Source organism: Bacillus sp. 05T21 (assembly GCF_056396785.1).
The window spans coordinates 91,554-117,295 of the sequence record NZ_JBFTMD010000011.1; the positions used below are offsets into that span (position 1 = coordinate 91,554).

Sequence of the window (25,742 nt, forward strand, 5' to 3'; positions counted from 1 at the left end):
TCCTTTAACATTTGTTATATTAAGAGTATAAACCACTCTGTTATATTCTATTCTCTACTTTTTCTTTTGTTCCTTCTTCCAATTTATCCGATGTTAATGAATCCACTATTTCCCCTATAGATTTCATCTTTCTCCTTCAATAGAAAAAAGCCTCTTAACAGCAATTATACAAAAAACTGTTAAAAGACTTTTTTCTATTTTTTCATATAAGGAGCCAATACTCTTAAAATTTCTTCCTTATCCTTCTTTAACTCAAGAGATGTTAACATATCCATCGTTCGCGGCCTAGGTAATTCCACTTGTACCTCTCCAACTATTGATGCTGGTCTTTGAGATAAAATAAATACGCGATCAGAAAGTAAAATTGCCTCATCTAAGTCATGTGTAACCATAACAATTGTTTGCTTTTCTTGATGCCAAGAATTTAAAAGCCAACTATGTACTTCCATTTTTGTAAAGGCATCTAATTTTCCAAAAGGCTCATCCAGCAGCATAATTGGCTTTTCACATAAATACGTACGAAGGAAACTAATTCTTTGACGCATTCCACCTGATAATTCATCTGGATAATGATCTGCATATTCATCTAGCTCAAATTGCTTTAATGCTTCCATTCCTTCTGTTAGCCTTTGTTTTTTAGGCTTCCCTTCGATTTCCAATGGAAGAACGATATTTTGCAAAGCCGATCGCCACGGTAGTAATAAATCTTGTTGCGGCATATAACTAACAACATCTTGTTTTTTTACATACTCCTCGTTATAAAACACTTCTCCGCTCGTTGGCTCTTCAACACTTGCAATCATATTTAATAATGTACTTTTTCCACAACCACTCGGACCTACAAAAGAGACAAACTCTCCCTCTTGTATAGAAGCACTAATATTTGCTAATACATTCTTTCCATCGAAAGCTTTTACAACATCTTTTATTTGTAATCCACTCATTTTTCACTTGGAAGGAATTCATTTGTAAAGGCATCTTTTACATCGATTTTCTTTTTAATAACTTTGTTGTCATATAAGAAATTCATGTAATTCGTCCAAATCTCTTCCTTCTGTACTCCCCACGCTTTTGCATCATCTTGATACTTTGTACTTAACCACTTTTGGCTTTCTTGTACTAATTCTTTATTCACATCTGGAACAGCTTTAATTAAAATATCCGCAGCTTCTTTCGGTTCTTTAATTGCAAAATCATAACCTTCTGTCGTTGCCGTCATAAATTTTTTCACAAAATCTTTATCTTGCTTCGTATGTTTTTCACTTGTAATAATAACAGGACTATAGAAATCAAGCGCTGGATCTAAGTCTTTTACCATAATTGTATTTAACTCTTTCCCTTGACGCTTCGCTTCAATTCCATCCCATCCATAATAAATCCATTCAAAGTCTGCATCACGACCGATTGATTTAAAGAAATCTGTTTGTCCAAGAATAATTTTTTCAACTTTATTAAAATCAGCTTGATGTTTCTCCATAATCGTCTTTAACGTCGCTTCTTCTGCTGGTCCCCCCCAGCCGCCATAACGTTTACCTTCAAAATCTTTCGGTGACGTCATATTATCTTTTTTTAGAGATGCAAAAGCAGAGGTATTATGCTGAATAATTGCACCAACAGAAACAACTGGGATTCCTTCAACACGAGCTAATGTTACATTTTCTTGTGCGCTTATCGCAAAGTCTGCTTTCCCAGAAGCAATCATCTGCTCTGCCGTTACATTATCACCAGGCTGGATAATTTCTACATCAAGCCCTTGCTTTTTGTAATAATCTTTCGTTTGCGCTACATATAAGCCAGTATGATTCGTATTTGGAAACCAATCTAAAACGACTTTTACTTTTTTATCTTTACTTGAACTTTCTTCTTTCTTCGCCGGATTACATCCGGCAACAGTTACTGCTAATAATGCAGCTAACATAATTTTTAAACCTTTTTTCATTTTCTGCCGCCCTTTCTGTATATCCATGGTGCTGTTATTCTTGCCATAAATTCAACAATAAAGTACAGACATAATGTCACCATGACGATAATCGCTGCAACACCAAATACTCGAGCCGTTAAAAAGGATTTCGTTGCTCTTGTAAGCATAACTCCTAATCCTTCGCTGGCACCAAGCCATTCCCCAATAATCGCCCCCATCACACTATATGTAACAGCAATTTTTAAACCTGAGAAAAAGTATGGGAGTACTGCTGGAAACTTTACTTTCTGGTAAACTTGCCATTTCGTTGCCTTCATTGTTTGTAACAGTTTCAGCATATTTTTATCTACCGTTTGGAAACCTTCTAAAATGCTAAGCGCAATTGGGAAGAAACAAACAAGAATAACAACCATTACTTTTGGCAACATTCCGTATCCAAACCAAATAATAAATAATGGTGCGAGCACAACGATTGGAATTGTTTGCGAAATAACGAGCAATGGATTCATTAAAATCCGAAATAAAGGGATGACATCCATAATGATAGCAATACTCGTCCCAAGTAAAATTGCAAAAAACAACCCAATTATTACTTCCTGTAACGTTTGCACTGTATTCGGTAATAGTAAATCTTTCATTCCAATTAACTCTTGCACAATTGCAGACGGCTTCGGTAAAATCCACGGCTCAATTTTAAATAATGAAACAGATCCTTCCCATATAGCAATGAGAAGGATAAGCCAAATTGTTGTGATTATTTTAGATCGCTTCTGGTTTTGCATATTCATCACGGTACTTCCAAACTTTTTCGTCAATCGTTACGCCTGTACTTGGACGATAGTGAATTTTAATAGAAGTGATTACTTCTTCTGCTCCAGCATCGACGCAAGCTTGTTGCGCGCGTTTAATGACGTCAAGAAGTACATCTAATTCTCCTTCCAACGTTGTTTCCATTGCCCCTACTTCATAACGAACTCCCGACTGTTGTACAACTTCAATTGCTTTATCAACAACGGAATACACATCTTTGTTCTTCGCTTGTGGTACTACTGAAAATGAAATTGTAACTTGTTGTGACATAATAAAATCCCCCTTACAAAATATGGTTTCAAAAAAAGAAAAGGCTTTCCTACCATGTAGGAAAGCCTTGTATACAAGTTATTCTATAATAACTTATGCTACATCACTTTAAAGTAACTCCCTACGCTGGCATTATCCAGATCAGGTTGAGGGTCGATGTATACTTACATCCTCTCAGCCAATTGGCTCCCCGGTTCTTAATTCGTTTTCATTGTAGCATGATTTATTTTATTGAACAAACAAAAGCATGTATAATCATTTCATTTAACTTTTAAATTCCCCAATTAACTCTTGTAACTCCTGTGAAAGCCAACTTAAAGAACTAGCTAATTCAGCAATATCTTGTACAGACATTTCCTGTTCTTTCATACTCTCTTCAATATTACTACTACTATTCGCATACGTATTTGCGATATGTGATAGTTCATTTACAACACGAACAATATTTTGGCCATTTTGCAAAATATCACTTGAATTGCTAGAAACAGCTCTAACTTGATTTGTAACAGATTGTGCTGATTTTGAAATTTTTTCAAAGAAAGCACCACTACTTTCAACAAGTTTAATTCCAGATTCTACTTCTTTTGAAGCTTTTTGCATTGAAACAACAGCTTCTTCCGTTTCAGCTTGTGTTTCCCCGATTAATTTTGCTATATCTTTTGCTGATGCTTCCGTCTGCTCTGCTAATTTACGCACTTCATCAGCAACAACGGCAAATCCCCTTCCGGTTTCCTCAGCACGTGAAGCTTCAATAGAAGCATTTAAAGCTAGCGAATTAGTTTGATTTGGAATACCTGTAATTACTGTTACAATATCACTAATTTCTTTTGATCTTGTTTCCAAAGAACAAATAATAGAAGATAAATCTTGTACTGCATTTTGTATTATGTTCATTTGATTAATCGCCTGTTCAATAACACCATTTCCTTTTACTGAATAATGCTCCATACCTTCAGACTCTTTCGCCATTTGTTTTGCAGCATTCGTTATCTCTTCCATCTTATCTTCCATTTCATATACAATACCTAAATACTGTGGCACTGAAGTTTCTTGTGACTGAGCGCCGGCTCTTAACCCCACCATAGAACTTACAATTTCTTGAACTGCCATGCTATTCTCTTTCGTACTCACTGACAATTCTTGTGAAGATGAGGAAACCTGTTCTGCTGTCTGCTTCACTTTATCTATAATTCCTTTAAACTTCTCGATGGTATTATTAAAATACGCATTAATAATACCAATATCATCTGGTCTTTCCTCTAATTTAATACTTAAATCACCTTCACCGACTTTGCGCAATCCTTCACGTAAATCTCGCAATGGAGCAAGTGCGTTACGCACAATTAAGAATTGAATAACAGTTGCAATTAAAACAGAAATACAAATAAACATTAAACCTTGTATAATGAAGTTTTCCTTTGTAATAGGAACAATAGAGGCATCTAGATCGGCTGCAACAATTGCCACAATATTATCTTCTCCATCTATAATTGGCTCTAATATCGTTACCCATGATCCTAATGCGTCTTCATATACTTCTGTTATGTTTGCTTTTTTCGTGCTCATTACTTTATCATATGCTTTCATCCAACGATCTGGTTGTTTGTAATAGTCTCCCGGCTTTACTTCAACAACATTTGCTAAACCTGTAGACAAATCGAAGATTTGTAACTCACCTTTTTCATTTTTTTTCGCTCCAACAATATACGTTTGTCCAACACTGTTCAATTCTTTCGTTGATTCATCTAATTTCTCTGTTAACTTCTCTCTCTTTTCTCTTTCTGCCGTTGGGTCTTTTGCAACATCCCTCAATATTTCTGCGTCTAATTTATGTAATACCGTATCTCCAGTTTCAAAAGAATGCCTTTCGAATATAGACATCATACTATTTTGAAACATGTTAAAACTTAACGCTCCCATAGTACCAACAAGCGTCAAAATAACTAATACAGTTAACAATACATTCTTTTGAAGAAACGATAGCTTATGCCAATATTTTTTCATGCACATTACCTTCCTTAATTCAGTTAATACAAAATAATAATTTCAAAACACAACTTTAATTGATAACAATTCTCAAATGAAAACCAAAAAAAAAAGACCAATGAAAAAGCATTGGCCAAGACCAACCCTATCCGTCCGGCAACTGGCTAGCTTAGCCCTTCGACCTTAGCCCCTGTAGTTTTGCGTCCTCATGTTTCCATAAGTTTGCCTTTCTCGCTGAACGAGTTGAACGATATGGGAGTTCTATGAGAATTAAAATATTCTCTTCCAAATATTACAACATAAAAATTAAAATGTCCATCCATTTAAAGATGTAAATATAAAGTTTTAATGTATTATTTTTTCGAAATAATTTAACAAAGTACGTGAATGTTACATTTCTTGTGTTATATAATAAAAAATGTATATAAAATAAGGATTATTACGGATGTTTATTTAATTTTCATTCAAATTAAATTATTCGAATATATCTTAACTTACGAATTTCGGAGGTAGTTTATCATGTTTTGGCTACAATTTCTTACGTTACTACTCTGCATTTTTATTGGCGCACGCCTAGGCGGAGTTGGTCTAGGAGTAATGGGTGGCGTTGGTATGGCAATACTTGTTTTCGTCTTCCACTTACAACCTACAGCCCCTCCTATTGATGTAATGCTTATGATTTTATCAGTAATTACAGCTGCCGGTGCTTTGCAAGCCGCTGGAGGGATGGACTATCTTGTTCATCTAGCTGAGAAAGCTTTACGAAAAAATCCAAAGCGTATTACTTTTTTCGCTCCAATTGTTACGTATTTATTCACACTATGTGCTGGCACTGGTCACGTTGCTTATTCTGTACTTCCCGTTATCGCCGAAGTATCTCGCGAATCAGGAATTAGACCTGAACGACCAATGTCAATTGCCGTTATCGCTTCCCAGCAGGCAATTACAGCTAGTCCAATATCGGCTGCAACAGTTGCACTTTTAGCAATGTTAGCCGACTATAAAATCACCTTGTTAGATATTTTAAAAGTCAGTATCCCTTCTACTTTTATTGCTTGTATGGTAGCTGCATTCGTTGCTAGTAAAATGGGAAAAGAATTAAATGAAGACCCTGAATACTTGAAGCGATTAAAAGAGGGAATGATCCCTAAACTTGAAGAGAAAAAAGAATTTGCGGGTGTAAAAGGCGCTAAATTATCAGTTATCCTTTTCCTAGTAGGAACTTTCCTTGTCGTACTTCTTGGTTCATTTGAAGCCCTTCGTCCGGGATGGATGGTTGACGGGAAGTTAGCTCGTCTTTCCATGCCAAACACAATTGAAATGGTCATGTTAACCATTGCTGCTCTTATTATTATTTTCTGTAAACCAAATGTGGAAAGCATTGTAACTGGTAACGTCTTTAAAGCAGGCGCAACAGCAGTTGTTGCTATTTTTGGTATCGCTTGGATGGGAGATACTTTCTTCAACGGAAACTTAAATATAATTCAAGGATCAATTCAACACTTAGTGACAAGTGCACCATGGCTATTTGCTATTGCACTATTCATTCTATCTATTTTACTGTATAGCCAAGCAGCAACAGTTCGTGCTTTAGTGCCACTCGGACTATCACTTGGTATTCCGCCGGCATTACTTATTGCGATGTTCCCTGCAGTAAATGGATATTTCTTCATTCCAAACTACGGGACAATCGTTGCTGCAATTAACTTTGACCGTACTGGTACAACAGGAATTGGTAAATATGTTTTAAATCATAGCTTTATGATTCCGGGCCTGATCGCAACCTTTACTTCTATCGGAATTGGAATGCTCTTAATTTCAATTATGTTTTAAATAAAGTGAAACTTTAATCAGTGGGGGGTTTTGTTCATCCCCCACTGATTATTAGCCCGCACCAATCGGGCTTTTACGGGCAGTTGATCTCCCACCTAACCTCTTTGCTAAAGCCGAATTTTGAGGTGGGAGTTTTACTGCCCGGCGAATAGCGGGATAAACGCACAAACCTACAATTTTAAAGGGTTTGTGCTTTTTTAATCAAACGTTTGTTTAAATAAATTGAAACTTTAATCAGTGGGTTTTGTTCATCCCCCCACTGATTATTAGTCCGCACCAATCGGGCTTTTACCGGCGTAAGACTCCCACAAATAGCAGGATAAACGAAACAACTCATTTTGCGACTCTACAAACTCTTATTTACTTCCTCAACTAATTTCTTCGTACTTTCATACGCAGATTCCGCTAAGCTAATCGCTGAAATAACTGAAACACCATCCGCACCCGCTTCTATAACAGAAGCTGTATTTTCAATTGTAATCCCACCAATCCCAACGATCGGTATTGCAATCTCTTGTTCCCTAAAATACTTTAGACCTTTCGTTCCTTGAACCGCTTTTGTATCTTTTTTCGTACTCGTCGGGAAAATTGGACCAACTCCTAAATAATCGGCTCCATTTTCAATCGCCCAGCGTGCTTCTTCAATTGTATGTGTAGATACTCCAATAATTTTATCTCCCATTTTTTTACGAACAGATGTAATTCCTTCATCATCTTGTCCAACATGCACGCCATCTGCATCTAACTCGAGGGCTAGTTCCACATCATCATTTACGATGAATGGTACATCGTACTCCTTGCAAAGCGCTTGCAGTTCTTTCGCAAAATCAATACGTTTCTCTCCCGTTAAAGCCCCTTCCCCCTTTTCACGAAATTGAAAAATTGTTATACCGCCTTCAAGTGCATCTCTCAATACTTGTAGTGGCTCCTTCGTACAATTGTTACTTCCCATAATAAAATATACTCGTAATAACCTAGACATTTCATCCATTGTAATGCGCGACATCTAGTTCCCCTCCTTACTGTATAACCTCAATCTTTCCATACTTCTCAATATCATCTGAAGTTGTATTCGCTAACTGATTTAAAAATTCAATTTGAAAGCTTCCTGGTCCATTCTCTACTGTTTTCGAAGCCGCTATTTCTGCTGCTACTCCATAGAATGTTAATGCGGCTACTGCTGCCTTTACATAATCCTTTTCTACCGCTACAAATGCTCCTATTACAGAAGTCAGTAAACAACCTGTTCCAGTAACTTTCGTTAAAATAGGATGGCCATTTCGAATAAGAATAGTTCGCTCTCCATCTGTAACAACATCTTCTTGTCCAGTAATTATCGCAACTGTATTTAATTCATCCGCTGCCTGTTTTGCAATATTTACAACATTACCGTTTCCAGTACCAGCATCTACACCTTTAATTTCCCATTTCTCATTAATAACGTTAGCTATTTCAGCCGCATTTCCGCGGATAACAGCTAAATCGATTTCAGCTGGAATATATCTCGCAACTTCTGTTCGATAAGAAGTTGCTCCTGCCCCAACTGGATCAAACAATACTGGTACATCATTCTTATTTGCTGATTTACCAGCAAGTAACATCGCTTCTACCTCTTCAGGACGAAGTGTACCCATATTTAAAACAAGGGCTCCCGCAATGCTAGCCATTTCTGCTACTTCTTCTTTTGCATACGCCATTACAGGCGATGCCCCTAACGCTAACAAACCGTTAGCTGTAAAGTTTGTTACAACGACATTTGTAATATTATGAACGAGTGGATTAGACTCTCTCACCAAATCCACTACTTTACTAATTTCTTTCATATTCATCCTTTTCATCTCCTAACTATAGTAATGGGAGATACACAAAAAGGCACTTTGCGCGTACGCAAAGTGCCTGAACATGTGCTTTTACACTCTCCCTACGCTGGCATTATCCAACAGGTTCAAATGGTCAATGACGGACTAGTCATACTCTCAGTTTGCATCCACAAACTCCCATGTGTTTATTATTCATCTACTTCAAAGTCTACTCTTATTCTAGTAAAATAACAAGTTCTTTACTTTTATAGAATGATAGAGATCAGAACTCTCCTGGTTCAACCATTCTTCGCCTTTATATAAGTAAAACTCTCACACGTATATTTCACCACAAATAACTCAAACCGTCAGCAAGACTGAATAGAACAAAGATGTATGCTATATTTAACGTATGGAAATTTGAAAGGATGTTTTTAAATATGGCAAAAAGTATTGTAATTGCTGAAAAACCTTCTGTTGCACGTGATATCGCACGTGTACTGAAATGTGATAAAAAAGGGAACGGCTATCTTGAAGGTAGTAAATATATTGTTACTTGGGCTTTAGGTCATCTCGTTACATTAGCTGATCCAGAAAGCTATGATGTGAAATATAAACAGTGGAATTTAGAAGATTTACCAATGCTACCGGAGCGTTTAAAACTAACCGTTATTAAACAAACAGGGAAACAGTTTAACGCTGTAAAAAGTCAGCTTCTTAGAAAAGATGTAAATGAAATCATTATAGCTACTGACGCCGGTCGTGAGGGAGAGTTGGTCGCACGCTGGATTATCGATAAAGTAAAAATGCAGAAACCGATTAAACGTCTATGGATTTCATCTGTTACCGATAAAGCAATTAAAGATGGCTTCGCAAATTTAAAACCAGGAAAAGCATATGACAATCTATACGCTTCGGCTGTCGCACGTTCAGAGGCTGACTGGTATATCGGGCTTAATGCGACTCGAGCATTAACTACTCGCTTTAATGCCCAACTAAATTGTGGTCGTGTTCAAACACCTACTGTAGCCATGATTGCAAGCCGTGAAGATGAAATCAAACATTTCAAAGCTCAAACTTACTATGGTATCGAAGCTCAAACAGCTGAGAGATTAAAGCTAACTTGGCAAGATACAAAAGGAAATAGCCGTAGCTTTAATAAAGAAAAAACTGATGCAATCGTGAACAAAATTAGTAAACAAAATGCTACTGTTGTAGACATTGATAAAAAACAAAAGAAATCGTTCGCTCCTGGTCTTTACGATTTAACTGAGCTACAACGTGATGCGAATAAAATATTTGGTTACTCTGCGAAAGAAACATTAAACATTATGCAAAAATTATATGAACAGCATAAAGTTTTAACGTACCCTCGTACAGATTCACGCTATATTTCATCTGATATTGTCGGAACACTTCCAGAGCGTCTGAAGGCTTGCGGAGTTGGAGAATACCGTCCTTTAGCACATAAAGTATTGCAGAAACCTGTAAAATCTAATAAATCATTTGTTGATGATAGTAAAGTAAGCGATCATCACGCAATTATTCCAACAGAGAGCTATGTAAACTTCTCAGCTTTCACAGATAAAGAACGTAAAATTTATGACTTAGTTGTAAAACGTTTCTTAGCTGTTTTATTCCCGGCCTTTGAATATGAACAACTAACATTGCGCACGAAAATTGGTGACGAAACGTTCATCGCACGCGGAAAAACGATTTTACATGCTGGCTGGAAAGAGGTTTATGAAAATCGATTTGAAGATGATGATGCAAGCGATGATGTAAAAGAACAAATCTTACCTCGCATCGAAAAAGGCGATACATTAAACATAAAACTAATTGTCCAAACATCAGGTCAAACGAAAGCACCTGCACGTTTTAATGAAGCAACATTACTTTCAGCGATGGAAAACCCAACAAAATACATGGATACGCAAAACAAACAACTTGCTGACACGTTAAAGTCAACTGGTGGATTAGGTACTGTAGCTACACGAGCTGATATTATCGACAAGTTATTCAATTCGTTCTTGCTTGAAAAACGTGGTAAAGATATTCACATTACTTCAAAAGGCCGTCAGTTACTTGATTTAGTGCCAGAAGAACTGAAATCTCCTACACTAACTGGTGAATGGGAGCAAAAGTTAGAAGCTATCGCTAAAGGAAAATTAAAGAAAGAAGTATTCATTTCAGAAATGAAGAACTATACGAAAGAAATTGTTGCTGAAATTAAATCGAGTGATAAGAAATATAAACACGACAACATTTCAACGAAGTCTTGTCCAGACTGTGGTAAACCAATGTTAGAAGTAAACGGTAAAAAAGGTAAAATGCTTGTATGCCAAGATCGCGAATGTGGTCACCGTAAAAATGTATCCCGCACTACAAATGCACGCTGTCCTCAGTGTAAAAAGAAACTAGAACTTCGTGGTGAAGGAGCAGGCCAAATTTTCGCATGTAAATGTGGCTATCGTGAGAAACTTTCTACATTCCAAGAGAGACGTAAAAAAGAATCCGGCAGCAAAGCTGATAAACGCGACGTTCAAAAATATATGAAACAGCAGAACAAAGAAGAAGAACCATTAAACAATCCATTCGCAGAAGCATTAAAGAAATTAAAATTTGATTAAACAAAAAGGTTCCTACCACTATCGGTAGGAACCTTTTATTTTTAATGAATAATTTTACTTCCTTTTGCGTTCTCAACAAACTTTTCACTTGATTTGTTAATTGGTGTTTTCAGTAATAATGCAGCCACAACCATGATTACTACGAAAGCACTTAACACAAGTAAATCTCTAGTTACTATATCCCAAAGCATTCCACCTACTGTTTCACGAATTGCACTAATAGCATATGTGAATGGCAAGAACGGATAAATCGCTTGGAAGAATGGTGGTGTCATTTGAATTGGGAACGTACCGCCCGATCCTGCTACTTGTAGTACAAGTAAAATAATCGCCATCGATTTCCCAACGTTTCCGAAAATAGAAACGAGTGAGTACACGATACAAACAAATACTCCCCCAATAAATAAACTAAATAACACAAACCAGAACTTATCGACTACGTACGTACCGAGTAAGAATATATCTCCCATTGATACGATAAACGCTTGTGAAAGACCTATCGTTAAGAATGTTAATAAACGTCCGAAGTAAACTTCATGGCTCTTATAATTCGCACCCTCTTCGTGTACTTCTACCGTTAATAATGAAACCATTAATAATGCGCCTACCCATAATGCAAGCACTGTATAGAATGGTGACATTGCTGAACCGTAGTTCGGCATTGCAAATAATTTATTCTCTTTTAAATTTACTGGATTTGCAAAGTAGTCACTTTGCTTTTCAACATCATTCTTTAATAAGCGTATGATGTCTTTTATATCCTCTTCAGATTCAAAATCACGAATTTTATCTGCTAATTCTTTAATCTTTTTCTCAGTCTCCGGCATTTCAGCTTTAATGTCTGCTAATTTCTTTCTACCGTCTACTAAGCCTTTGGATGAATCTTCTAGTAATTTTTTAACATCTGGAAGCTTTTTGTCTGCATCATTTAAAATTTGAGTTGTATTTTTCGACATCTCTTTTGTACGAGCAATTGCTGTATTAAAGTTCGGAACAATTTCTGAATCATACGTGGACAATACATCTGCTAATTGAGCTGCTCCACCTTTTGCTGCATTGTTAATACTTTCAATTACATCTTTTGTAGGTTTCTGGCCATTGTTAAGAAGTGTAATCCCCTTATTCGTTGCCTCTACACCTTTTTGCAAACTGCTTTTCGCTTTATTTAATTTTGCAATTCCATTATTAAGGTTTTTATCACTATTTACATCTGCTAAAACCTTATTTGTGCTTTCTAGAACGGGAATCATATCATCAATTAAACCGATTCCAGATTGGAATTGACCATTTAAGCTATTTAAAGCTACTTTTGTTGAATCTAAACCATTAACACCTTTATTTTGTATATCTTCTTTTGCTTTTTGTAAATCTGCTTTAGCACCTTCAAGGCCATTTTTCGCTTTATCGTAATCTGCTTTTGCATTATCATATGCTGCATTTGCATCAGCTTTAGCTTGATCTACTGTACTAACTGCTTTTTGATAATCTGCTACAAATGTTTCATTATAATCTTTTTCAGCTCGATCGATTAAAGCATTTGTTTCATTTAGTTTCTGATTGATTCCATCTCGCACATCTTGTTTTACTTCTTGACCTGTGCTAATCAAATCATTTAAACGTTTAAATCGATTATTTAAATCTTGTTGTCCATCTTTAATAGCTGTTAAATGCTCTTTTCTTGTTTTAAAGAAATTTTTCCCAAACTCAGTTTGAGCTCCTTGCTCTAAACGAGCCATAACATCAATTACATAAGAGAGATTGTCAATATGCGTTTGAAGATTATTAGATATAGTTGAAATGTTTTTCTTAGCTATCTCTGGGTCAACGCTCCCATTTTGCAATCCATCCATAACACTTTGTGCATAAGCTGTTCCTGCACGGGATGAACTTAAAACATTATTGACTGTTTGATTAATATTTTGCGCTATATTTTTATAACCATCACTATTCAACTTAGAAAGGTCCGGTCTCGCTGGGAATTCAGGCAATCCATTCATTCCAGACAAATCAGGAATAGCTAAATCCACACCCGGATTCATTAAAAAGTCAGTAAATGCAGCTGCGCTATCCATAACACCTTTGGCTGCTACTAAATCATTTCTTATCGTCCCTGGAGCATTCTTTAATGTTTGATCTTGTCTTGCAAAGAACTTATCTAAATTTGCCAACGCTTCTTGCCCATCATTTATTACACTCTCTACAACAGGTAGATCTTTTTGTGCTACTTTCACGATATCTTCCGCTCGAGTCGCATCATCTAATGCCTTATCCACAAGTGTATTCATTTCTGGGAACTGTGCTTCTAATTTAAATACGAGATCCTTGACCTTCTCAATACTCGGTAAGTTAGTTTCTAAATCGATTCCAAGGTCATTGAAGATTTTAAAAATCTCACCGTTTGCTGTTTTAACAAAGTTTTTACTAACCTCTTCTGTAAGACCCGATGCACCTTTAGCTGTAATTTTCGGTGCAATCGCATTTACTTTTTCATTTACATAGTAATCAAGTTCTGGTTTCTGTGGATTTTCATTCAAGACCGTTGCAATCTTTTCAGAAAAATCTTTTGGAATAGTAATACTTGCGGAATAATCTCCACGCTCTACTCCATAAATTGCTTGCTTTTCATCAACAAACTTCCACCCGAAATTTTTGTTCTTCTTAAGTGAATCTACAATTTCTTCCCCGATGTTAATATCTTTCCCTCTTAAATTTGATCCAACATCTTGGTTAGAAACTGCAATTTGGATTCCTTTCGTATTTCCGTAAGGATCCCAAGAAGCTTTAATGTTAAACCATGCATATAACGATGGTAAAATCATTAACCCTAAAACAATAACAATTGCAGCCCAATGTTTGGCTACATTCCGTAAATCTGTCTTATAAATACGCCAAATTTGTTTCATAAAAGTTATCACCTAATTATATATTTTTCCTTCTTTAGAAAATGATACATACATTTTGTAATTATATCACTTTCTACATCGTGGATTAAACGAAAACATACTATTTTTCCCATTAAACATTTCACTTACTTCATTATATAACGAAGTAAAAAAAGTATGCATACAAAATGACCGAATTAGTTTTACATTCAATAATAACAAATATATAGGAAATGTCATAAAAAATACAAGTATTTTCTCTTGGGAATACTTGTATTTATCAAAAAACCCTCCCAGCTTTTCATTATCTGTGAGGGTTTCTTCTATTATATATCTAATTGTACTTCTACACCGAAATGGTCAGAAATTACATTTCGATTTGTTCCATTAAAAATGACTTTTGAAGAAGTAACTGTTTTACTTTGATTGCTTAATATTAGGTCGATTCGTAAGTTTTGTTTATTTTCATCCCAACCAGCAATCTCACCTTGGACAGTTGTTCCTTCATCCTTCTTTATCGCTAGTTCATATGTGTCATATAAACCTTTTTGCATCATATGCTCATAACCCTCTCCTTCCAAACGAGCATTGTTATTAAAATCACCCATTAAGAAGGAAAGTTCATTGCTATTTACACGCTCCATTAAACGATCAACTTGGTCTTTGAATGATTCTTCTTCATCATTCCACCAGCCAAGATGGCAAGAATAAAACGTTATATTCTTATCATTATAAGCAATTGTTGCACTTACAATTTTGCGTGTTTTCCAATACGTTGTATCCTTATTTTCTGAGACAAAGAACGTATCTTCCTTTACAATGTTGTGCTTTGTTATAATTGCTAATCCTTCTTCGTACACATCATATCCAATATGAGAGAAATCCCAAATAATATTGTATTCTTTTACATTTAATGCTCTTAACTCTTCTAGCAGTAAAAGTCCAAAATTATCTTTTTTCTTGTTACCGCATACATTTTCAGCTTGTATAGACTGACTTACTTCTTGCAATGCGATCACATCATAATCTTCTTCTTGAATTGCTTTAGCAAGATACTTTATTTTTTCAATTTGATTCTCTTCTTGCCAAGAGTGACAATTTAAAGTTAGCAACTTCATATTATTACGCACCTAACATATCTTGAATGTCTGACTTTAATACGTCAGCTTTCGGGCCATATACGGCTTGTACACCTTTATCTTTAACAATAAGTCCTAAAGCACCATTTTGTTTCCATTGTGCTTCTGGTGCAACAACATCTAAATCTTTTACTGTTATACGTAAACGTGTCATACAAGCATCCACGTCAGCAATATTATCTTTTCCGCCCAATAAATCAATAACTTTTGTTGCTAATGAACCATCTTGTACATTTCCTGTTCCTTCTGTTGACTCATCTTCATTATCAATATAGTTACCTGCACGCCCTGGCGTTGGTAAATTGAATTTTTTAATTAAGAAGTTGAATAACGTAAAGTTAAGGCCGAAGAACACTAATGAAACAATGACAAAGTTGATTAAATCTCTCGTTAAACCTGCATTGATCATCATTGGTGTACGTGTAATTAACTCAATAAATCCAAATGCATGAACACGTAAATTAATTAAATCCGCTAATGCGAATGCAAGTCCTGTTGTAATTGCATACACAACATATAATACTGGTGCAATAAACATGAACATGAATTCAATTGGTTCTGTTACACCTGTTAAGAATACTGCTAATGCAGCTGATAAGAACATTGGTTTATATTTTGCACGTTTTTCTTTATCAACATTACGGAACATCGCAAACGCAATCCCCATTAACGCTGCCGTTGAGCCGATAACTTGTCCAGCTTTGAAACGAGCTGGTACAACGTTATTTAATAACTCGTTATATGCTTTCGTATCTCCATTTGCTAATAAGTTATTTAAATCTGTAATCCATGCAAGCCATAACGGATCTTGTCCCGCTACAATTTGTCCAACCTTTGAGCCAGTTAACATCGTATATGTTCCGCCTAGCTCTGTGTAGTTCATCGGAATTGTTAACATATGATGTAATCCAAATGGTAATAATAAACGTTCTAACGTTCCATATACAAACGGTGCAATAACTGGTGCACTATCTTTAGATGCTGCAATCCAGCGACCAAATTCATTTAATCCACTTTGGATAAATGGCCATACAAGTGATAATACAATCGCAGTGACTGTAGACCAAACAATTACAACGAATGGTACGAATCGTTTTCCATTAAAGAATGCTAATGCCTGTGGCAGTTTATTATAATTGTAGTATTTGTTATATAAAGTAGCTCCTAAGAAACCTGTGATAATCCCTACGAAAACTCCCATGTTTAATGCTGGTGCACCAAGTACAGAAGTAAAGTAATCTTTTACAAGTAAATCTCCTGCTAAAAATGAAGAAACTGTCGCTTTTGAATCCGTTAACATTTGAGCGTTTACGCCAAATATAGCTCCTGTAATTCTGTTTGTTAAGACGAATGCTAATAGTGCTGCAAATGCACCACCTGCTCGATCCTTCGCCCAAGATCCCCCAATTGCTACTGCGAATAAGATGTGTAGATTTGTAATAATTGCCCAACCGATGTCTTCCATTACTCGAGCAATTGTATGAACTGCGTTAATATCCCCAGCAGACATCCCAATTAACTTACCGATGGAAATCATTAAACCAGCTGCTGGCATTACAGCTACAACCACTAATAATGCTTTCCCGAACTTTTGCCAAAAATCAAAAGACGTAATTTTCATCTGTTCTTCCTCCCCTTTATTTATAACAACATAATGATTTAAATTATAATTTCTGTTTCTCTTATGAAAACGATTCCTTATGTTACTTTTTTCTCTTTACGCAACCGTTTTCATAAATCTATTTTAATAAAAGCGTTTTCACATTGCAATAGAAATTTATTTTTTTTCATAAAAAAAGATGCTCAAGGAGCATCCTTTTTCATTATGAAATGCGATAAACCCTTGTTTCATAAGGTTTTAACGTGATTGTAGTTATTTGTTCATGTTCCGCAACTTTATAGTTATTTAAAAGCAAACGTTTGCGTTCTAATGCGAATAAACTCGCATTATACACAGCTTCCTCTTTTGAGATATTACTAATTACAATGACTTTTTCATCCTGTAACGTACGTGTATATGCATAAATTTGTGGATCGTCTTCTAAAAGTAAATCGTACGTACCGTAGTTCAGTACATCGTGCTCTTTTTTCAAGGCAATCATTTTCTTATAGAAATTGAAAATAGAGTTCTCTTCATTTTTTTGCTTTTCAACATTAATTTCTTTGTAATTTGGATTCATGCTAAACCAAGGTGTACTTGTTGTGAAGCCAGCATTCATTTCATCGTTCCACTGCATAGGTGTACGTGAATTATCGCGGCAAGAAGCCCATATAATTTCCATCATATCTTGATGTGATACGCCCTCTGCAATTTTCTCACGATATAAATTTTTAATTGCTACATCATCGTAATCTTCAATATTTGGGAACTGAACATTTGTCATACCAATTTCTTGTCCTTGATAAATAAACGGTGTGCCGTGCATAAAGAAATACATCGCTCCTAAAGCCGTTGCACTTTCACGCCAATATTCTTTATCATTTCCCCAAGTAGACACAATACGTGGCTTATCATGATTTTCAATATATAAAGCATTCCATCCCTTATTTTCTAAACCTTTTTGCCACTTTGTTAATACTTTTTTCAACTCAACAACGTCAAGGTCTTTCTTCTTTTCTGCATCCCATAAGCTTAAATGCTCAAATTGGAATACCATATTGAATTTACCGTTCTCTTCTCCAACCCAAAGATCAGCATCTTCAACTTTCACACCATTTGCTTCTCCAACAGTCATAATATCGTATTTAGCAAATGTGTTTTCTTTTAATTCTTCTAGTAATGGCTGAATACCATTTACATTCATATGTTTGTCAAAAGAAGGCACATACTTTAACCCTTTTGGGTTTGGCATATCCTTGAGGCCATCTTCTTTTTTTATATGACTAATCGCATCGACGCGGAAACCATCAATACCTTTATCAAGCCACCAATTAACAGTATCATATAAAACTTCACGAACTTCTTTATTCTCCCAGTTCAAATCTGGTTGTTTACGCGAGAATAAATGTAAATAATATTGCTCTGTCACTTCATCATATTCCCATGCAGAACCATTAAAGATACTTTCCCAATTGTTTGGTTCCGCGCCGTCTTTCCCATCCTGCCAAATATACCAATCACGCTTCGGATTGTCTTTAGAAGAACTTGATTCAATAAACCATGGATGTTCATCACTTGTATGATTAATAACTAAATCAATAATAAGCTTCATGTCACGCTTATGAACTTCATCTAGTAGCATATCAAAATCTTCCATCGTACCAAATTCATCCATAATATCTTGATAGTCACTAATATCATAACCATTATCGTCATTAGGTGATTTATACATTGGACAAATCCAAATTACATCTATACCTAAATCTTTTAAATAATCCAGCTTTGCAATAATCCCCTGTAAATCTCCAATACCATCACCATTTGAATCCATAAAGCTACGTGGATAAATTTGATAAGCAACTGCTTCTTTCCACCATGTTTTCTTCATAATAACTCTCTCCTTTTGCATCTCGATTTTTTATGCAAACGTTTTCGTAACACTATCATAACAAAATATGGAGAGTTTGCAACGAGAATTTTTCACACTACTATTAAATATCTACATTCCATTACGAAATCATCCCCTATTTCATTGTGATCGCATAAGTTTTATTACTATCAGACTTGATTAGCTTACTTTCCAAAATATAAAGTGTGAGTCTTCACCTTCCACTTATCTTCTTTGCTTTCACTAGATTTTGAGGTACGAGTATCATTTTCCGTTAATGCAAAATTCTTACTTGTCACATTAACCGATTGCGTATCTGATTGAATTCAAAAAAGATGATTCCTGTTTTCATACAGAGATCACCTTCTTAAAGTTACATTATTTGTTTAGTACCCTTTAAAAGGGTGACATTTCAACTTCCTTCTCCAAACCAATTCATTTCATTACCTATATAATTTAATTGCCCTGCTTCTTCTTCTTTCTTCTTCTCATATAAACAGAAAGTAAGAGTACAAATAAAATAAAGATTGGCACGGCCATCATCCAATCTTTGGACGTAGATGGTTTTGAAATCATTTCTTTTTCTTTTACTTCATAAGGAATTCGATGCCCTCTAATTAACAAACGATGTGTATTCACACCATAAGGAGTACATGTAATTAAAGTTGCATAATCTTTATTTTCCACAATTAATAAATCGTCTACTTCATGCGGCAACACAACTTTAATTTGATCTACTTTATAAGCGAGGACCTTATCTAATGAATGGATATAAAAAACATCCGATTCCTTCATTTTATCTAAATCAGTAAATAATACTGCAGAAGGTAAACCTCGATGCCCCGTTAAAACAGTGTGTGTGCTTGTCCCACCTACTGGCAATGAAGATTTATCTAAATGACCTACACCGCGACTCAAAGCTGCCTCTGAAGTCCCTTGATAGATTGGAAGCTTCACATTAATCTGAGGTATCTCAATATACCCCATTGTATCGCCTAGATTTAAAGCATCTGCATAAGAATTTTGATTATCTTTTGGTTGTTCAGCAAATGGATCTGCAAATGTTTGCCCAGAGCTTTGAACTTGCTTATTATGCTCATCCGCCTCTTTTTCTCGACGCTCGAGCTCTTTCTTTTGAAGGGACTTTACAGCTTTATCATAGGAACTAACTTGAGAATAATGTGTTCTTGTCGCAAACCAATCGCTTACAGTTGGATACAAAAATATACCCAGTCCTAATAAAAAAATGCATCCAAAAACGATATTTTGTTTCATAGTACCCCCTTTAAGTATTTAAAAATATTAAAAAGAGGAAAGCTATTCGCTTCTCCTCTTTTTATGCTATATCATTATCATTTCTAAACCTTAATTTTTCGCTGTATTTCTTCTGAAGAAAACAAATGCTGCTACAACCATCAACACGAGACCTACTACAGTAAATAGCATTGTTCCCATACCACCTGTTGAAGGGAGTACCCAACCACTTTTATTATTCTCTACATTTAATTTAATAGTTTGGTGATCCGCATTAATTGTTACATCAATTGGATCTCTTAATTTTTGATAAGAAGCTTTTGTACCATCTTCTTTTTCATAAGTCGGTGCTTTCGTTTCAACTACTTGGTAGTCTCCGTATGGAATATTATTCCATGCAATAATACCATTTTCATCAGATACACCTTTTACTTCTTGCTTTCCTACTACTACCACATTACCTTTTTTATCTTGTAATTCGAATTCTGCACCTTGTAATTTCTTATTATCAGCACCATCAACTTTCGTCAACTCAATGCTACCAGTTGTTGGGACAACAATTACCGGCTTAGATTCTTTGTGACCTGTTACATTATTATTATTTTCAAAATCGATTGTAGCTGTATTTGGAATTTTCGTTCCAGCTGCTACATCTTCTTTAATCTGTGATTTAATTTGTAAATGCAACTCTTTTTTTTCATCTAATTTTGAGAAATCTTTCACAGTCGCTGTTACTTTTTTGCCTTCTACAACTACTTCTACCACACTTGAATCTACTTCTACACCATCGATGTACACAACTGGTTTTCCTTGAATTTCTAATCGATTATCTAACGTATCTGTTACAACATACTGTTTATATTCTTTAATATCTTCTGGAATTAATGTTTTAATATCATAGTTGTAATCTGTTTGTGTATTAATTGGTAAGAATTCTAAATCTTTATTAATCTTTTTATCAATCGTTGGCTCTTCATAGTTCTTCACTTCCACAGTCTCTACTTTACCAGATGTAATTGAACCGTCCTCATTAATTGTACCTGATTCAGTAATTGAAAATGCATGTTCTGTTGGATCTGTAACATAACCTTTTGGTGCTTCTTTCTCTTGGAAATAATAATTACCATACTCTAAACCTTCTACACGAATTTTACCATCTTTACCTGTTACTAACTTTTCTTCAACTAATTTACCATCCTCTGTATATAAAGAGAATTTTACCCCTGGAAGTACTTTACCTTTTGCACCTATTTTTGTTAATTCTACTGCTCCACGTTTGATTTCATTCTTTGGATACATGTGAACATCGTAGTTTAGCACATCGCCCGTTTTACTTGTCATTGGAATGTCGACTGTATACGTATTTGGATTTAAGTTAACATGTGCTGGTCCAGCAACTTCTTTTACTTCATAACGTCCTAACGGTAAATCTGTAAATACTGCCTCACCTTTATCAGTTGTTGTCATTTTGATTGACTCTGCGTTTGTTACAGGCTTTACATATTCCTTTGCAATCTTCCCATCATTTGAAATCTTTTCGAATGACGCAATTTGCTTAATTTCAAATGTTACACCTTTTAATGGCTTAACGTCCTCAGGTACTGTTTGATTCGCAGAACCATCACCTTCTACACCTGGCTTCCCATTTTTTTCTTGTTCGTACTTATGAATGGTTAAAGAACCTGTATTTTTTGATGCTGCACTCACAAACATACTAGGCAACATAGAAAACGTTAATGCTAAAATTAACAACATACTAAAAATCTTTTTCATATTATTCTTCCTCACTATCTCTATAAATTTTTCAATTTAAAACTCTATTACTTATTCCTTTTATTTCGAACATATAAGAACACAACTAGTAACATTAAAATCCCACCGATGGAATAGAAAATGCCTGTTCCTATACCTCCCGTTTTCGGGATTTCCCACTGACTCTTTTGATTTTCTATTGTTATTTTGTGTACTGATGATCCGACTTCTACTGTAATTGGCTCTTTCAAAAGCATATAACCATCTGGGGCTTGTACTTCTTTAATTGTATATTTTCCGAACAGTAATGGATTGGAAACTGCCCTACCATTTTCATCGGTTGTTAATTTCCCAATCTCTTTACCATCTTTGTCTAAAATCTGAAACACAGCATTTTTTAATTTCAGATTGACATCTGTAGCATCGACCTTCGAAATTTCAATTACACCTTTTTCTAGCAATTCATTTTCAACGGTCTTCTCTATCGGCGTTTTTGTGTCTTTCGTTATTTCAAAGTCGTATGATTTATTATCTAGTTTATAACCTTCTGGAGCTTCGACTTCAACTAGCTTATATTCACCAATTGGTAAATCCATTGCCTTAGCTTTTCCATCTTCACCCGATGTAATTGTTTGAATGACATGATTATCTTTATCTCGGACTTCGAAAACAGCACCTTTTAATGGAATATTGCTGCCTTTTTCTACTTTCGTAACTTCTAACTCCCCAGCACCAACTATATCTTCAACTAGTCCAGCATCGATTGTCATATTATGTTCATCTTCACCAAGTTTGATCATTTCTGAATATCCATCTTTATCAACATTAGAATCAATTTTTTCATCGTTACCAACGTTTTTATTTGTCCATTTGTAACCATCCGGCAACATAAATCTCACTTGGTATTCACCCGGATCTAAATTTACAAACTTGTAATAACCAGGATTTCCTTTTTTGTCATTACCAGTTCTCGTCATACTAATAACTTTTCCATCTTTATCTAACAACTCTACGACTACACCATTCACACCAGTGTTTCCATCGTTTTGAATGCCATCTTTGTTTTTATCCAGCCAGACGTAATCTCCTAATGAACTCTTTTTCGAGGCATGTAGCTGTACACCCACTCTGTTTGGCTCTGCTGGTTGAATCCAATTTCCTGTTACATCATTTATCGCACTATATCCAAATGAATTCCATGCAATTCCCGCCGAAGCATCTAGATCAACAGGTGCACGCATTGACCATTCTAGTGTCGCTGCTTCGCCTGGATATACAAGCTTATTCTTATCAAATTCAAATTTAACTGCCGTTACCTTTGTTAAATCCGCCGGTGGCTCTAAAGACCACTTCGGATCATTTGCACCATCCGGGTTCACAAAAGCATCATTTCCTTGAATTAAATCATCACGCTTAGGTTTTGAAACAGTCGTGTAATAAATCTTAATGAAATCACCGTCAGTAAGTTGAATTGGTGATGTTAAGTATGGGGTCCATTTACTACCACGCTCTTGTGAATGATTCTGCGTTTGTAAAACTGACTGGTCACCCTCTGCAGGGAATATATCAATTAAGACACCATTCCTAACCGCTACGGTCCCACCATTTTCAATTTTTAAACGATACTTCACTTCTCCACCTGGTACTGTCGTCGCTACTTCTGGTGAACCTTTCCAACTATCATCTAGTTCACCTTTTACATATTTAATTGATTTTAAAGATTGCTCTTCTTCAATCTCAACAGCATCTTGACTTTCAATAATTGGGTCATTTATGTCACCATCACCATCAAGATCATTTTCATCTTTTCCTGTTGGTTGTCCCCACTTATCTGCAGATACTATTGTTGAGACATTAGACATTAAGCCCGCCTTATTATAGTACTTGCCTGCCATCGCAAAGTTATTAACCTTTACTTTAAACTTAACAGTCACAGCGTCTCTCGGTGAAACATCTAATTCAGAGAAAGTCCATCGTAAAAGGGTTCTTCCTTTTTCTTTATAGTTCGGAATCGTTTCTACCTTTACTTTTTTTGCATCATAAGGTTTTCTATCCCATTCATCTTTAACGACAGCAAATGTCTCCGATCCTGGAACATATTCTAATCCCTTTGGTAACCAATCTACAATTATTGGTTGTTTTAAAGGTGTAGAACTCCAATCAACTTTACCAGTTAATTCAAATTCCACTTCTTCTCCCTTGATATACTTTTCTCCAGGCTTCGTTAACGCCTTTTTCTTAAAAGTAACCTTTGATTCGGGATTTTCTTTTACTTTTACTTGCGCTGTCGCTTCTTTTATATAGTTTTTTCCATCAATATCATATGAAATATGTGCGGTATTTTTCAAAATACCTTCTTTAAAGTTCGGATCATCCACTTTAAACATTAACCATGCGCCATAACTCATTTTAAAATCTGCAGGCACTTTACCAAATTCATATCGAATTCCGGTTACTTTATCACCTTCAACTAATGATAAAGAAGAAACATCTAACCATTCTCCGTTCGCATTACCACGAATCATTTTCCATTCTTTCCACTCTGGATTATTCTTCGTTTTGTATAAAACCTTATATTCACTTACACCTAAAAATGCACCTGTATGCATTCTCGTAAAATGAAGTTGTTCATCAAAACGGTCATCTTGGAGCACAAAATTATCAATTTCCTTAGAATATTGATTTTGAATGTTAGATAGTGTAAAAGCAATTTCTTCTTCTTTACTGTATTCAGACTTTTGGGCAGCTTTTCTCAGCTCTGAAAAAGCTTGCTCTGGAGGAATAACAGGAGGTTTTTTATTTGATACTTCAACATACGCATGTGTTTGTTTTGTTAATTCCTCTTCCCCTTTTGGCTTTAGTTTTGCCTCAACTCTATTTAGAACTTGTTGATTTTGATCTTCACCAAAATTTTCCTCGGGGAACTTAACCTTAACTTTAACAACTTTCTCACCTTCTACATTTTTCAAATCCCATACGACTGTATGTGAATTCGCATCATATTTCCCATTATCACTAGCTGAAATAAACTGAGCTTCTTTCGGTAATATGTCTTTTATTGAAAGTGATTCAAGTGTAGTAGGCCCACTAACATGTTGAGCACGAATTGTGTATTCGACTTCTTCTCCTGGTTTAATCGTCCACTTATTAGGAGTTTTACGCATTTCCCACTCTGGTTTCTTAGGTGGTTCAGGAGGAACTTCTTTTTCATATGCTACAACCGTTACTTCATTAGAAGTTTTTCCTCCTTGATCAGATACAAAATCCGCTACAGCTGTAGCTTTTGTTCCATTTTTTGTTCCTTTAGGAAACTTCACTGTAATAGGGACTGCTTTAGAATCTCCATTGGGAAGGGGCTCTTTAAAAGTATAAATAACTGAATGCGTTTCTTTATCGTATACTGCATCCGTGCCACTAATTTTCCCATGTCTTACGTACTCGACTTCAGGTGGTAGTTTAACAATGATTTTTGCGTCTTTATGCCCACCTTCTAAACCAAATGTACTTAGATCCAGTTGATATACAAAATCTTTATCTACATCTTTTGGCGAACCATCTCCGCCCTCAACCGAAAGCTTTAAACTTACATTCGCTTCTTTGTCATATGTTTCTGCTGCTACAATATGTATAAATGGCTGTACAATAATTTGCATTACCATTAAACAAATGACAAATATACTAATCTGTTTACTCTTCATACTCACACCTCTCTATTAATCTCCTTAACAACAAGGAGATTCACTGTTTCTTCGAATACCATCCGCTTTCAGCCTAAGAACAATAAAGTGTGCCATCTTAAAACAAACATCTTATTATCTGATAATTGGGCAAATAAAAAAGGATTGTCGGGTTGCAAATTGTATTTGCAACCCGACAATCCTAGTAATAAGATTTATTACCTTAGACTCAAAGCTTTGCGACCTATTCTTTCAAATAGTGTGCCAAGATATTCCAATATTACTATTCTATAAAAAAATA

The 25,742-nt window shown here is 35.4% G+C and carries 16 protein-coding genes and 4 riboswitches; of the genes, 2 read left to right on the forward strand and 14 right to left on the reverse strand.

Annotated features, from left to right (window positions below; genetic code table 11):
- Positions 1–194: 194 nt before the first annotated feature.
- From AC1DKZ_RS19335 to AC1DKZ_RS19355, 5 genes are all read right to left on the reverse strand, one after another.
- On the reverse strand, positions 195–944 hold the full coding sequence (locus AC1DKZ_RS19335) for an ABC transporter ATP-binding protein (RefSeq protein ID WP_107887811.1): 750 nt from the start codon (positions 942–944) through the stop codon (positions 195–197).
- Positions 941–1,939 carry an ABC transporter substrate-binding protein gene (locus tag AC1DKZ_RS19340; RefSeq protein ID WP_002124979.1) on the reverse strand — a complete coding sequence of 333 codons (999 nt, stop codon included), beginning with the start codon at positions 1,937–1,939 and terminating at the stop codon, positions 941–943. The genes AC1DKZ_RS19335 and AC1DKZ_RS19340 overlap by 4 nt, the downstream gene beginning before the upstream one ends.
- Positions 1,936–2,709, reverse strand: coding sequence for an ABC transporter permease (locus AC1DKZ_RS19345; RefSeq protein WP_002091231.1), 774 nt, complete (start codon positions 2,707–2,709; stop codon positions 1,936–1,938). The genes AC1DKZ_RS19340 and AC1DKZ_RS19345 overlap by 4 nt, the downstream gene beginning before the upstream one ends.
- Positions 2,681–3,001 carry an MTH1187 family thiamine-binding protein gene (locus AC1DKZ_RS19350; RefSeq protein ID WP_000082898.1) on the reverse strand — a complete coding sequence of 107 codons (321 nt, stop codon included), beginning with the start codon at positions 2,999–3,001 and terminating at the stop codon, positions 2,681–2,683. The genes AC1DKZ_RS19345 and AC1DKZ_RS19350 overlap by 29 nt, the downstream gene beginning before the upstream one ends.
- 101 nt (positions 3,002–3,102) lie before the next feature.
- Positions 3,103–3,204: riboswitch (TPP riboswitch) on the reverse strand.
- 61 nt (positions 3,205–3,265) lie between these two features.
- The gene (locus tag AC1DKZ_RS19355; protein WP_476996864.1) at positions 3,266–5,005 is read right to left on the reverse strand and encodes a methyl-accepting chemotaxis protein; all 1,740 of its coding nucleotides are present in this window, start codon (positions 5,003–5,005) and stop codon (positions 3,266–3,268) included.
- Between the two features lie 134 nt (positions 5,006–5,139).
- Positions 5,140–5,224, reverse strand: a riboswitch (cyclic di-GMP riboswitch).
- A gap of 282 nt (positions 5,225–5,506) precedes the next feature.
- Here AC1DKZ_RS19355 and AC1DKZ_RS19360 point away from each other — a divergent pair.
- A complete protein-coding gene (locus AC1DKZ_RS19360; protein ID WP_088293248.1) occupies positions 5,507–6,820 on the forward strand; it encodes an anaerobic C4-dicarboxylate transporter family protein in 1,314 nt (437 codons plus the stop codon).
- 346 nt (positions 6,821–7,166) lie between these two features.
- On the opposite strand, the gene thiE is transcribed toward AC1DKZ_RS19360, so the two are convergent.
- Both thiE and thiM read right to left on the reverse strand, forming a co-directional pair.
- Positions 7,167–7,826, reverse strand: coding sequence for a thiamine phosphate synthase (thiE, locus tag AC1DKZ_RS19365; protein WP_476996865.1), 660 nt, complete (start codon positions 7,824–7,826; stop codon positions 7,167–7,169).
- A gap of 13 nt (positions 7,827–7,839) precedes the next feature.
- Positions 7,840–8,649 carry a hydroxyethylthiazole kinase gene (gene thiM / locus AC1DKZ_RS19370; protein ID WP_016126511.1) on the reverse strand — a complete coding sequence of 270 codons (810 nt, stop codon included), beginning with the start codon at positions 8,647–8,649 and terminating at the stop codon, positions 7,840–7,842.
- Positions 8,650–8,721: 72 nt separating this feature from the next.
- Positions 8,722–8,831: riboswitch (TPP riboswitch) on the reverse strand.
- Between the two features lie 228 nt (positions 8,832–9,059).
- Here thiM and topB point away from each other — a divergent pair.
- Entirely contained in the window at positions 9,060–11,249 is a 2,190-nt protein-coding gene (topB, locus tag AC1DKZ_RS19375) for a DNA topoisomerase III (RefSeq protein WP_002124971.1), read from the forward strand.
- Between the two features lie 41 nt (positions 11,250–11,290).
- Here topB and AC1DKZ_RS19380 read toward each other — a convergent pair whose 3' ends face one another.
- The 7 genes from AC1DKZ_RS19380 to AC1DKZ_RS19410 all read right to left on the reverse strand — a co-directional run bounded on the left by AC1DKZ_RS19380 (position 11,291) and on the right by AC1DKZ_RS19410 (position 25,462).
- Complete coding sequence (locus AC1DKZ_RS19380) at positions 11,291–14,152, reverse strand: YhgE/Pip domain-containing protein (protein WP_476996866.1); 2,862 nt, start codon at positions 14,150–14,152, stop codon at positions 11,291–11,293.
- A gap of 305 nt (positions 14,153–14,457) precedes the next feature.
- Complete coding sequence (locus AC1DKZ_RS19385; protein WP_427279406.1) at positions 14,458–15,249, reverse strand: endonuclease/exonuclease/phosphatase family protein; 792 nt, start codon at positions 15,247–15,249, stop codon at positions 14,458–14,460.
- 4 nt (positions 15,250–15,253) lie between these two features.
- Entirely contained in the window at positions 15,254–16,891 is a 1,638-nt protein-coding gene (locus tag AC1DKZ_RS19390; protein WP_476996867.1) for a PTS transporter subunit IIBC, read from the reverse strand.
- Positions 16,892–17,093: 202 nt separating this feature from the next.
- Positions 17,094–18,758, reverse strand: coding sequence for a glycoside hydrolase family 13 protein (locus AC1DKZ_RS19395; protein ID WP_404457617.1), 1,665 nt, complete (start codon positions 18,756–18,758; stop codon positions 17,094–17,096).
- Positions 18,759–19,214: 456 nt separating this feature from the next.
- Positions 19,215–20,033, reverse strand: coding sequence for a class C sortase (locus AC1DKZ_RS19400; RefSeq protein WP_476996868.1), 819 nt, complete (start codon positions 20,031–20,033; stop codon positions 19,215–19,217).
- 90 nt (positions 20,034–20,123) lie between these two features.
- Positions 20,124–21,785: a SpaH/EbpB family LPXTG-anchored major pilin gene (locus AC1DKZ_RS19405; protein ID WP_476996869.1), complete on the reverse strand. Its 1,662-nt coding sequence runs from the start codon at positions 21,783–21,785 to the stop codon at positions 20,124–20,126.
- Between the two features lie 47 nt (positions 21,786–21,832).
- Positions 21,833–25,462: a SpaA isopeptide-forming pilin-related protein gene (locus AC1DKZ_RS19410; RefSeq protein ID WP_476996870.1), complete on the reverse strand. Its 3,630-nt coding sequence runs from the start codon at positions 25,460–25,462 to the stop codon at positions 21,833–21,835.
- A 163-nt stretch (positions 25,463–25,625) separates the two neighbouring features.
- Positions 25,626–25,717, reverse strand: a riboswitch (cyclic di-GMP riboswitch).
- Positions 25,718–25,742: the final 25 nt, after the last annotated feature.